Origin of the sequence: Hydrogenophaga sp. 5NK40-0174, assembly GCF_040372165.1 — a bacterium.
GTDB lineage: Bacteria > Pseudomonadota > Gammaproteobacteria > Burkholderiales > Burkholderiaceae_C > Hydrogenophaga.
In genome coordinates this window covers 90,585-102,276 of sequence record NZ_BAABWG010000007.1, presented here as the reverse complement: position 1 = coordinate 102,276, position 11,692 = coordinate 90,585, and the positions used below count along the sequence as shown (strand labels likewise).

The following is an 11,692-nucleotide window of genomic DNA, read 5'->3' as shown; positions in this document are numbered from 1 at the left end:
GGTCTGACCAAAGAAGCGGCCATTGCGGTGGCGATTGTGGTGACGATCTTCACGGCGGGTGCGGCCAGTGGCATCGGGGCGTCTGCGGCCAATGGTGCGGGCATGACGGCTGCCGCAGGCGCTGGTGCTGGCGCTGGTACAGCGGCTGGTGTGACCATGACCACCGTCACCGGTTCATCAGTGGTGCTTTCTGCGGGTGGCGCCGCGTTCGCCACCGCCGTCTCAGCCGGTGTGTCCTCATTGGCCGCCACGGCCGCGGTCAGCCTGATCAACAACAAGGGCGATATCGGTGCCGTGCTCGACGAGCTGGGCAGCAGCGAAAACGTGCGCAGCGTGTTGCTGAGCATGGCCACGGCTGGTGCCACCTACGGCTTGCTCAACAACATTCCGGTCGAGCCTGGCAGCAGCACCATGCTGGCCAGCGTGGACGCCAACAGCAGCGTCGGCCAGCTGCTCGCCCGCAATGCGGTGCAAGGCATCACCAGCGCCGTGCTGGAAAGCGCCATCATGGGCACCGATCTGGAAGAGGCCTTGCAAAACAATCTGCGTACCGCAGTAGTCAACACCTTTGCAGCGCAGGGGGCACACGCCATCGGCGAAGCAAACCTCGACGAAGTAAGCCGAGCCATGGCCCATGCGTTGCTCGGTTGCGCTGTGGGCTCAGCCATGGCTGACAGCTCTGGCGGCTGTGCTGCGGGTGCTGCCGGCGGTGTGATGGGTGAGTTGATGGCTGGCTGGTACGCCAGCGCCAGCGACTACGACCAGCTCAAGATCGACGCCAACAAAGACGGTGCCAGCCCTGAGCTGGTGGCGCAGTTCAAGGAAACCACCGAGCAGATGAACCAGCTCAGCCGCCTGATGGGGGCAGCAGGGGCACTGCTGGTGGGCGGTGATGCTGACAGCATGAACCTGGCAGCGGCCACCGCGCTCAATGCGGCGCAGAACAATCGGCAGTTGCATGTCAATGAAAGAGCGCTGATCCGCCAGTTGGCCACACAACGCGCTGAAGCCCTGTGTGAAGGGAACCCAACGTGTGATGTGAATCAAGTTGCCGCCCAGTATGCCGATGCCATGCAACGGGTTGCAGAGCTTCGAGCAGACGCAGAGAAGGGTGAGCAACACGAAGCCTACCTGACGGAGCTGGCACGGGCAGCTGAGCAAGATGGCACGGTAGCCAGCCTTGGCGGGTTCGACAACTACCTGGCGTTGCTCAACGATGCCGCCAGCCTGCTTGACCCGTACACCGGGCGGACTATCCTGGTCAACGGTCAGCCCGCAGTTGACGACAACGGAGAAGTTCAAACCTATTTCTCTGCGACGGAGCGTCAGAGGCAGAATCCGCACATCAACGCCCCGCTGTTTGGCGGTACACGGGGCGACATCGCGCCAGGCATGGGCTTGCGGGACGAAGACCGGCTGGAGTTCATGAATGCCATCAATGGCAGTGCAACGCCGATTTATCCGGTGGAAGAGCTGGTGCTGGGTGGGGCAGTTGGCAATCGGTTGGCGGCGGCGCTGGATCGGGTTCTGATGGGGTCTGTTGCGAGGGGAGCTTCAGATGAGCGAAATCTTGCGAATGTATGGGACATGAACTGGTTTGAGCGCGGGAACGCTATCGAATCGCATCTTGCTCGTACGGAGTACAAAGACTGGTTTAATATTGGGCAGCTCAACAATGGGAAATTCGAATTAGTTGATTTCCAATATGGAAACAACCTTGTTAGCCTTAAGTCGGTTGATACGAATGGGGCTACTTGGCTTCGAAGAATGCAAGATCACATTTATGATTTGGGGTCAAATGGCGCGACAGTTGATGGCAAGCCTGCTAATATGATCTTGGATATTAGAGTCCAGCCAGGCGGGGCGGCGGCAGCCCATTCTTTGATTCAATACGGAGCTGGCAACAATGTTACAGTTATCATCAAGGAATTTAAATGAGTAGCGATAGGCGGGAAAAGCTCCAGATAGTGTTTGCGCTAGATGCCGATTCGAGTTGTGTGGACGGTGAAGGGGGGGGTAAGTTCGCTGATATTGCTCATGTTAGAGCTCTTACGCCGGCACATGTGCTTCAATTGGTTGTTGCGATCATGGAGCAGTCTGGATTTCCAATGGAGTTCAAGGAAAACGGCGAGGAGGGTGCCATTGATGCTGGCACGTACCTGAAACGAGTCGAGAGCTCAGGGCGATGGAGTATTCCGTTGGAGGCGAGAGGAGTTTCTTTTCGTTTTGGCTGCGTATCAAATCTTAAGCAGAGCTTTCTGAGCGTAGAGGAGGTTCGTGCCGGATCTATAGCTTGCTGGGAAGATTGGGTGGTCCCATTCTTTAATGAAAAATCGTTTGTTCAGGCGTGGGTGGCGGACGTCGAATATGAGTACTGGCAAAACGCAAAGGATCCTCTTCAATACGAAGCTGCTGGCCGTCCTCACGATGAGTTGCCGAAGCGCTCAAATGGGCTTCCTCCTCCTCTTGAGCAAGTTGAGATAGACATTTCTAGAAACCCAGGACGCTGTGTCTTGAGATCGGGCTACGTTGAATCAATAGGAACTCCAATGTGGTTGAGCCCCATCTTCTGGAGGTATGTAGGCAAAGAGAGAAGAGCCCCATTGCTTGCCGCTGGTTGGCTTGAGCCACTAGAAAGCGGAATTGACCGAATAGTTTTGCCTATGCAGAGTTTTTGTGACGGAAGTGCAGGGGGTACACAATTCAAACTCAGATCGGCACTTTATGGGTAGAGCGCTGGCGGCAACTTCTCGCTGCTGGCCTATGACACGGGCCGCCGCATCTATGCGCAGTCCTCCGAAGGTGCGCGTGGGCCGAAGTGGCGCAGCGAAGATTCCACCTTCAACCAGACCGGCACCAAGCTCAACATCGGTGGTGGCCTGAGCATCAGCGCGGGCAAGAACATCGTGGCCCAGGGCGTTCAGGGCAACATTGGTGGCGGCGCCAGCCTGCGCGCTGGCGAGAGCATTTCGCTCTCCGCCGCCCAGAAGACTTACGTGCGCAGCCGGCAAAGGCCATCATCTTGCTGTTTCATGATCGAACTCGGACTGCCACTCACCGCAAAGCGATGAGCATCCACAGACACCGACGGCCATCGGTTCGACGCAAAATTTCGCCTGTCGTTTCGCCACGACACAGTTTGTGCAATCTGGTGCGAGGGCGTGAAACCTGCACGAAACGGCCACTGACGTTTGGCGATCCCGCTCACCGCCGCCCTACAATTTTACTTGTCCCACTGCATGGTCGAACCGACAGTGGTGGCGAGAGCCTCAGGTGATTTGTCCGAAAAAGTCAGGGCCTGAGGAGAGGGAGCGTAAAAGCAAAAGCAAGAAAGCGGGCAGGGCTTCAACAGCCTTGGCTCTCGCTGCTGGTGGGTGAGTTATCTCGGCCTACCGGCACCAAACGATTTTCTTTCGGCTCCCTCGCGTGTGCAGCTGTGCTCTGCAGGCCAGTGCGTTCCATTTACTTTTCAACATGATTCTGGGAGGGAGCCCAAAATGAAATTCAACGACACCGATATCCATCTCAACCTCTCCAACAGCAACAGCAGTCGTGAAAACCACCCTGCCCTGCGATGGGCGGCCATGAGCGTGGTGTGCGCCGCACTGGTGGCCTGTGGCGGGGGCAGCAGTGATTCTGCAGAAGACTCTTCTGCAGCCGATGGCAGCATTGCAAAAACCTGTGCGCAAGACGGCAACAATGTCTCGGTGACGCAAGATGGTTGCCTCACCTACTTTGGCAACAACGACCAGACGGTGGCCTGCACTGGTGCCAACACGCTGCACATGCTCTCAGGCAAGGGCTGGACCAGGGAAGAGCTGGTGCGAGGCGGCAGCAAGACCACAGCGGGTAGCGGCCAGTTTGGCTTTAACCAGTTGACGCTGCGTTGCGTGTAAGGCCTGAGCGATCGCGCCTTGCCTGAGGAGGATAGCTGCGAAATCTTCAGTCCGGGTGGGGCGCGACTCACTGGTCACGCGCGAGGATAACGAACGTGCGGATTGCTGTGAATCAGGCCAATGGCAGTGATGCCACGGGCGTGGGTGTTTGTTGAGCTAGCCATGACACCACCGGGACACACCCCAATGCGTTACGGCTTCACCATGGGGTGAGACAACACGACCAAGCACGAACAAAGCTCAGTCAGCACAGCAGGAGGCAAACTGCATGATCGACCTCTACTCCGCCGCCACGCCCAATGGCCACAAGGTGTCCATCGCGCTGGAAGAGATGGGCTTGCCCTACACGCTCAAGGCGCTGGACTTGTCTGCCGGGGAGCAAAAGAGCCCTGAGTTTCTGGCCATCTGTCCCAACGGGCGCATTCCGGCCATCGTTGACCACGAGGTCGATGGTTTTGCGGTGTTCGAGTCGGGCGCCATCCTCGTTTATCTGGCAGAGAAAACCGGGCAATTCATGCCAGCCGATGTGAAAGGCCGTTCGCGGGTGATGCAGTGGCTGATGTTCCAGATGGGCGGCATCGGGCCGATGATGGGGCAGGCCAATGTGTTCTTCCGCTACTTCCCGGAAAAGATTCAGCCAGCGATTGACCGGTACCAGGGGGAGTCGCGCCGCTTGTTCGAAGTGCTGGAGTCGCAACTGGCCAATACCGAATACCTGGCGGGCGATGACTATTCCATTGCCGACATGGCGAACTGGGCATGGGTGCGCACCCACCGATGGTCGGGCGTATCGATCGATGGCTTGCCCAACGTGAAGCGATGGCGCGACGCGATACGCGCACGGCCCGCGGTGCAGCGTGGCATCGAGCAGCCACCGTCGCGAATGGACCTGGCGCGTGACGGCGACGAAGCTGCCAAACGATTCTCGGAAGAGGCCCGAAAAATGGTGGAGATGGGTGGCCAGGCACCATCAGGAAGAGCGTAACGGCTGGTCAAACACAAACATCATCGAGACAACGGGCACCCACACCACCATGAAGCTCTACATTTCCCCCCGCGCACCCAACCCCCGACGCGTGCAGATGTTCCTCGCCGAGAAAGGCATCAATGACTTGGAGCAGATCCCGGTCGATCTCAACTCGGGCGAGCACCGTAGCGAAAGCTATCGCAGCAAGAGTCCGCTGGCCAAGGTGCCTGCGCTCGAACTCGATGACGGCCGCGTGCTGACGGAAACCCGTGCCATCTGCACCTACATCGAAGGCCTGTACCCAGAGCCCAACCTGATGGGCATCGATGCGACGGAACGCGCTTTCATCGAGATGGCAGACCGGCGCGTGGAGTGGTACTTCATGCTGCCGATTGCCAACTGCGTGCGGCACACGCACCCTGGTCTGGCCACACTGGAGCAGCCACAGTTCGCCGACTTTGGCGCGTCACAAGGCGAGAAGATGCTGGGCACGGCCCAGTGGCTGGATGGCGAGCTGGCGAAGCAGCCCTGGGTGGCGGGCGATCGGTTCACCATCGCTGACATCACGGCGTTCTGCACGCTGGAGTTCGCGAAGCTGATGCGCTTCAAGGCCGGCGAGGCGGGTTTTGTTCACCTGCAGGCATGGCGCGACAAAATGGCCGGGCGGCCAAGCGCGCAGATCTGATCAGGGCCCGGCGGCGCTACTCGAGCGGTGCCGGGCGTGTGCTGTCGAACTTTTCTCGGGCGGACTTGGCCAGCGCCATTTCGCCCGGTGTCTCGGGTGCCCAGTGGTTCACGCGCACCTGCTTGCCATGAGCATCCAGCGCCAGATAGACCACCAGGCAATCGGCCATGTCGTGCAAGGCTTCGTCTGACGGCTTGCCGCAGCGCACCTCCACTGTGATGTTCATGTTGTGCTCGCCCGTGAAAGCCAGGCGCGACTGCACTTCGATCAGGTCGCCCAGGCGCGCCAGTCGCCGCAAGCGGATGCTGCTGCAATACACCAGGGTGCAGGAAGCACGCGCCCAGTGTGTGGCGCATGCGTGCCCGGCCTGGTCGATCCAGCGCATGACGGTGCCGCCATGAACCAGACCGTCGGCGCCCACAGATTCGTGTTCAACCGGAAACCGCAAAGTGATGCTCGACATAACCCGTTCCTCTCTCTGCACGTCCTGCGTGAGCAGGCGGTGAGATCCCGCGCCGAGTCAGCCGCTCGCTGCCACGGTGCAGGGCTTTGCGAACCAAGTATTGACCCAAACTGACGGATTTGGTCCTTCGCGTTACAAATGCCAACGCCAAGGTGCCAAACGGCATGATTTCGGGTCAGGACGGCGCATGTTTGCGCAGTGCCCTGGACAAATGGGGCAATCCACCCAGTCCGTCGCGCTCATGGTCGTCGATGGCGAGCCACCAGGCTGCGCGCCCGGCTGAAGGTGCATCGGTCAGCATTTCCCGCGCGATGCGTAAATCGTTGAGCATGCCCAGATGGGTCTGTGCGCGGGCAAGCAGCGGCAGGCCTTGCCGTTGTCGCTTGGGCAGTGCACCGCGCAGCTGCTCGATGGCGTAGCGGATTTTCTTGATCTTCAGCCGCCACACATGGCGTTCAGGTGCTTCGGCACTCAGGCCTTTCTTGAGCAGCTGGTGCAAGCGACGCTCTTGTCTGGCGATGGATTTGCCTGCCCAGCGGGCGATGGGTTGTGGCCGCTTCTGTTTGGCTGTTTGTTGCTCATGAATCCAGAGCAGAAATTCCAGTGTCAGTCGTGCGAACACCGGACTGTCCAGATGCGAAATCGCAGTCTGGGTGGCGGCTACACGCCGGTTCGCCGCCCATCGCTCCATTGCCTGCCGCGCGTGTGGTGGCAGCGCGCGGACGGCTTCGTGCTCGCGCCACAGCGGGGCCCAATCGGTGAGCAGGACGTCCCACTCTCTGGCGGCGCCCAGGGCGGCGGCAGCCTCTCCCCAGGCTTCTCGCCAGGAGGCGGCGGCCTTTTGCGCCGGCTTGGGCAGGGCGTCGCCAAACACACCGAGCGCGGTACGCAGGCGGCGAATCGAGACACGGATCTGGTGCACATACTCCGGGTCAGGCAGTGCCTGGGCGCCGATGCGCTCGTTGGCATGCGCGGCCATGCGCACGCCCTGGCAGTTGGCGCCGAGCTGAGCCATTTCCTGCAGGGCGACGGCGCAGAAGGCTGCCTGAGAGTCGGTTTGTCCGGGCCATGCCTTGACGGCGGCTTTGGTGGGCTGCACCTTCTTGCCGGTGTAGAGCGCCAGCCCTCGTTCGGCCTTGCTGCGGTCTTCGGGCCAAAGAGCGATCTTGTCGCCCATCAATGCCAGTGCGAAACGATAGAGTGCCTCTGGCGCTCCGGATTTGAGCTCAAGCTCCAGCTCGCCGATGGACTCCCGCAGCACCCGCGACTTGCCTGATTTGCCTGGTCCTCCGGTGATGACTTCGCCATCGTCCAGGGCCACTTCGATGTCGGCATCTGCAAACCGGACTTGCCAGACATGCCGCACGAAATGGGTTTCGAACACGGGAATCAGTTGCCAGGCGAGGCCGGAGAGCTGCTGCGCCAGCGCGCTGTCGGTGACGAGATCGTCAAAGTCGAACTGCCCCGAGCGGGTGGGGCCTTCCCATTCCCCCCGACTGGAAAGCCCGCCCTGGGAGGTGCCGGCAGTCTTGACGGTGAGCAGGCAGCGCCGGCCGACGAACCGCTCACGCACGGCAACTCTGGCGGCCATGAGGGCGAGATCCGGTGTGTCGTAGTAGATGTTGCGCAGCCTGAGGCGGCTTGCGTTCTTCAGCCCCAGCAGCGGGTGGGCGCGAAGTGCACGCATGGCGTTGGCGGGCAAGGCCAGCTTGAGTTCGGTTTCGGCAGGGGACGTGGTGGGCGCGGGCGAAGGCACGAGTGGTCGTTGATCAGCAGTTGAAGTTGAACCTGAGTCGGGCGGGCAGCTTGGACGCAGCCCCTGGTCGCTATGATGCCATTCATGTCCCACGCATCCAACGACAGAAAAAAGGTCAAAGCACTGCCGCTGGCGCTCGCCCTCGGGCTGGGCATGACCAGTCTCGCGCAAGCGCAGGAGGAGACGATCAGTTTCGGGGAGGACTACCTGATCGGTGGGTCCGTCACTTCTGGCACTTCGCACATTGGCCATGGAGACCGGCACTGGACCTTCTCGCCCATGTGGGCCTTCCGGCTGGGCAAGCTCAAGGTATCGCGCTCACGGGCAAACACCTTGCTCACCGCGGGTCGGGGCAGCAGTGAAACGGGGGTGACGGCCGACCTGGTGGACAAGGACGACTACACGGTCAGCGCTTCGCTGCGCATCGACAACGGCCGCTCTTTTGACGCCGGACACGAGCTGCATGGCTTGCCGGACGTGGCCACCACCTTGCGCGTGCGCGGAGCCTACCGCTACAACCTGTCATCGCGGTGGCGTGTCGGCCTGTATGCCGATCAGGACCTGCTGGACCGCCAGGGCGGCATGCGCATGAGCACCTACACCACATACAAGCTGCCGGTGGGCGAGCAGAGCTTCATCGGTGGGAGCATGACACTGGCCTGGGCTGACAAGACCTACCTGCGCTCCCATTACGGGGTGGGCAATGCCGGTGCACAGGCCACCGGCCTGGCCGTGTTTCGCCCTGGCAGCGGATGGTATGACACGCGGCTGTCGCTGGACTACACCCACATCTTCAACGACCACTGGGTGGGATTCGTGGCGCTGAACACCTCACACCTGATGGGGCCAGTGCGTGAAAGTCCGCTGGTGGGCAAGCGCAACACCAACGCCGTCACGGTCGGGATTGCCTACCGCAACAACCGGCGCAAATAGTGCCCGGTGTGGCTGGCGTCTGAGGCCGCTACCGTCTCTGGCGTGCCTTCCACCACCACGGTGCCACCACCGGAGCCGCCTTCAGGCCCCATGTCCACAATCCAGTCGGCCGTCTTGATGACATCCAGGTTGTGTTCGATGACGACGATGGTGTTGCCGGCATCGCGCAACTGGTGCAGCACCTGGAGCAGCAGTTCAATGTCGGCAAAGTGCAGGCCGGTGGTGGGCTCGTCCAGGATATAGAGCGTGCGGCCGGTGTCGCGCTTGGACAGCTCCAGCGCCAGCTTCACGCGCTGCGCTTCACCGCCCGAGAGCGTGGTGGCGCTCTGCCCCAGCTGGATGTACGACAAGCCCACATCCAGCAAGGTTTGCAGCTTGCGCTTGAGCGTGGGCACGGCGCCAAAGAACTCGTAGGCCTGCTCCACCGTCATGCCCAGAATCTGCGCAATGTTCTTGCCCTTGTACTGCACCTCCAGCGTTTCGCGGTTGTATCGCTGGCCGTGGCAGACCTCGCAGGGCACATACACGTCGGGCAGAAAGTGCATTTCCACCTTCACCATCCCGTCACCCTGACAGGCTTCGCAGCGGCCGCCGGCCACGTTGAAAGAGAAGCGTCCCGGCCCGTAGCCACGCTCGCGCGCCGTGGGCACTTCGGCCATCAGCTCGCGAATGCCGGTGAACAAACCGGTGTAGGTGGCCGGGTTGCTGCGAGGGGTGCGGCCAATGGGCGACTGGTCGACGTTGATGACCTTGTCGAAATGCTCGATGCCCTCGATGGCCTCGTGTGGGGCAGGTTCTTCATGCGAGCGGTACAGCGTGCGCGAGACGGCGGCATAGAGCGTGTCGTTGACCAGCGTGGATTTGCCCGAGCCGGAGACGCCCGTCACGCAGGTGAACAGACCCACCGGAAAATCCACCGTCACGTTCTTCAGGCTGTGGCCCTTGGCCCCCACCACCCGGATGGACTGCATGCCCTCTTCGGTGGCGTGCGCCGGGTGGTTGCTGCGCTTGGGCGCCATGGGGAAGCGCGGCTTGGCTGCTGCCCCTTTTTTGGGTTTGGCCGGTGGCTCTGCCGCTTTCGCTGGCAGCCAGGCAGTGCGCTTCTTGGGCACGGCTATGCTGCGCTGGCCGCTGAGGTACTGACCCGTCAGCGACGCGGGGCTGTTCATCACATCGTCACAGCTGCCTTGGGCCATGATCTCGCCTCCATGCACGCCAGCGCCTGGGCCGATGTCGATCACGTGATCGGCTGTGCGGATCATGTCTTCGTCATGCTCCACCACCAGCACGGTGTTGCCCAGGTCGCGCAGGTGTTGCAGCGTCGCGATCAGGCGGTCGTTGTCGCGCTGGTGCAGGCCGATGCTCGGCTCATCGAGCACGTACATCACGCCGGTCAGGCCAGAGCCGATCTGGCTGGCCAGGCGAATGCGCTGCGCCTCACCACCCGAGAGCGTGTCCGCGCTGCGGTCCAGGCTCAGGTAGTTCAGGCCCACATCGTTGAGGAACTTCAGGCGCAGGCGGATCTCGTTGATCACGCGGGCCGCAATCTCGGCCTTGGCGCCTTCGAGTTGCAAGGTCTGGAAGTAATCGAAAGACTCGCCCAGCGTCACGTGGCTGATGGCGTAGATGGGCTGGCGCTGCTTGCCCTCGCCCACGAATACATGGCGCGCTTCCTTGCGCAGACGCGTGCCATTGCAATCGGGGCAGGCGTGCGTGGCGCGATAGCGCGCCAGCTCCTCGCGCACGTTGGCGCTGTCGGTCTCCCGGTAGCGGCGCTCGAAGTTGCGGATAATGCCTTCGAACGGGTGCTTCTTGCTGATGGTCTTGCCCGCGCGCGAGCCCGACTCCAGCGCATAGCTGAACTTGATGTCTTCTTCACCCGAGCCGTACAGCAGCACGTCTCGCACTTTCTCGGGCAGACTCTCCCAGGAAGCTTCCGGGTCGAAGCCGTAGTGCTCCGCCAGGCTTTCGATCATGGCGAAGTAATAGGCGTTGCGTCGGTCCCAGCCCTTGATGGCGCCGCTGGACAAGCTCAGTGAAGGGAAGGCCACCACGCGGGCCGGGTCGAACACATCGGTGTGGCCCAGGCCGTCGCAGGTAGGGCAGGCACCGAGTGGCGAATTGAACGAGAACAGGCGTGGTTCCAGTTCACCAATGGTGTGTGAGCACACCGGGCAGGCAAAGCGGGAAGAAAACGCCTGTTCTTCAGACGTGTCCATGTCCATGGCAATGGCTTTGCCGTCGGCCAGCCGCAATGCGGTCTCGAAGCTCTCGGCCAACCGTTGGCGCAAAGGGTTCTCGGAATGCGGTGGTTGATGCCGTACCTTGATCCGGTCCACCACCACATCGATGCTGTGCTTCTCGTTCTTCTTCAGCGCAGGCAGTGCCTCGGCCTCCACCACCTCGCCGTTCAGGCGGAAGCGCACAAAGCCCTGGGCCTGCATGTCGGCAAACAGCTCGGCGTACTCGCCTTTGCGTTCGCGCACCACCGGCGCCAGGATCATCAGCTTAGTGCCCTCGTTCATGGACAGCACGGTGTCCACCATTTGCGCCACGCTCTGCGAGGCCAGTGGCAGATCGTGGTCAGGGCAGTACGGCGTACCCGCTCGCGCGAACAGCAAACGCAGGTAGTCATGGATCTCGGTCACTGTGCCCACGGTCGAGCGCGGGTTGTGACTGGTGGCCTTTTGCTCGATGGCAATGGCGGGTGACAGGCCTTCGATCAGGTCCACGTCCGGCTTGTCCATCATCTGCAGGAACTGCCGCGCGTAGGCCGAGAGGCTCTCTACGTAGCGACGCTGGCCTTCGGCATAGAGCGTGTCAAACGCCAGACTCGATTTGCCCGACCCCGACAGCCCGGTGATCACCACCAGCTGCTGCTTGGGGATGTCGATGTCGATGTTCTTGAGGTTGTGCGTGCGCGCACCCCGCACCGACAACACCGAGGCAGGCTGGTGCGCGGGTTCCGGATGGGCAGAGGAGGGCGTTGGAG

At 61.4% G+C, this 11,692-nt stretch carries 10 protein-coding genes; 7 read left to right on the top strand and 3 right to left on the bottom strand.

Going from position 1 to position 11,692, the window contains the following annotated elements; translation table 11 throughout:
* Positions 1-156: 156 nt before the first annotated feature.
* From ABWV89_RS18465 to ABWV89_RS18440, 6 genes are all read left to right on the top strand, one after another.
* Complete coding sequence (locus tag ABWV89_RS18465; protein WP_353400407.1) at positions 157-1,938, top strand: DUF637 domain-containing protein; 1,782 nt, start codon at positions 157-159, stop codon at positions 1,936-1,938.
* Entirely contained in the window at positions 1,935-2,732 is a 798-nt protein-coding gene (locus ABWV89_RS18460) for a hypothetical protein (protein ID WP_353400386.1), read from the top strand. The genes ABWV89_RS18465 and ABWV89_RS18460 overlap by 4 nt, the downstream gene beginning before the upstream one ends.
* A gap of 21 nt (positions 2,733-2,753) precedes the next feature.
* Positions 2,754-3,071 (top strand): hemagglutinin repeat-containing protein, encoded by a 318-nt coding sequence (locus tag ABWV89_RS18455; protein ID WP_353400405.1) that lies wholly within the window; start codon positions 2,754-2,756, stop codon positions 3,069-3,071.
* A 426-nt stretch (positions 3,072-3,497) separates the two neighbouring features.
* Entirely contained in the window at positions 3,498-3,896 is a 399-nt protein-coding gene (locus tag ABWV89_RS18450) for a hypothetical protein (protein WP_353400383.1), read from the top strand.
* A 268-nt stretch (positions 3,897-4,164) separates the two neighbouring features.
* Positions 4,165-4,881, top strand: a complete 717-nt coding sequence (locus tag ABWV89_RS18445; RefSeq protein WP_353400381.1) for a glutathione S-transferase family protein — start codon at positions 4,165-4,167, stop codon at positions 4,879-4,881.
* Between the two features lie 49 nt (positions 4,882-4,930).
* The gene (locus tag ABWV89_RS18440) at positions 4,931-5,548 is read left to right on the top strand and encodes a glutathione S-transferase family protein (protein WP_353400379.1); all 618 of its coding nucleotides are present in this window, start codon (positions 4,931-4,933) and stop codon (positions 5,546-5,548) included.
* Positions 5,549-5,564: 16 nt separating this feature from the next.
* On the opposite strand, the gene ABWV89_RS18435 is transcribed toward ABWV89_RS18440, so the two are convergent.
* A complete protein-coding gene (locus tag ABWV89_RS18435) occupies positions 5,565-6,011 on the bottom strand; it encodes an acyl-CoA thioesterase (RefSeq protein WP_353400376.1) in 447 nt (148 codons plus the stop codon).
* A gap of 175 nt (positions 6,012-6,186) precedes the next feature.
* Positions 6,187-7,767 (bottom strand): CYTH and CHAD domain-containing protein, encoded by a 1,581-nt coding sequence (locus ABWV89_RS18430; protein ID WP_353400373.1) that lies wholly within the window; start codon positions 7,765-7,767, stop codon positions 6,187-6,189.
* Positions 7,768-7,851: 84 nt separating this feature from the next.
* On the opposite strand from ABWV89_RS18430, the gene ABWV89_RS18425 reads away from it, so the two are divergent.
* The gene (locus tag ABWV89_RS18425; RefSeq protein WP_353400370.1) at positions 7,852-8,700 is read left to right on the top strand and encodes a MipA/OmpV family protein; all 849 of its coding nucleotides are present in this window, start codon (positions 7,852-7,854) and stop codon (positions 8,698-8,700) included.
* Here ABWV89_RS18425 and uvrA read toward each other — a convergent pair.
* Positions 8,676-11,642: an excinuclease ABC subunit UvrA gene (uvrA, locus tag ABWV89_RS18420; protein ID WP_353400402.1), complete on the bottom strand. Its 2,967-nt coding sequence runs from the start codon at positions 11,640-11,642 to the stop codon at positions 8,676-8,678. The two genes, ABWV89_RS18425 and uvrA, sit on opposite strands and share 25 nt — an antisense overlap.
* Positions 11,643-11,692 lie beyond the last annotated feature (50 nt).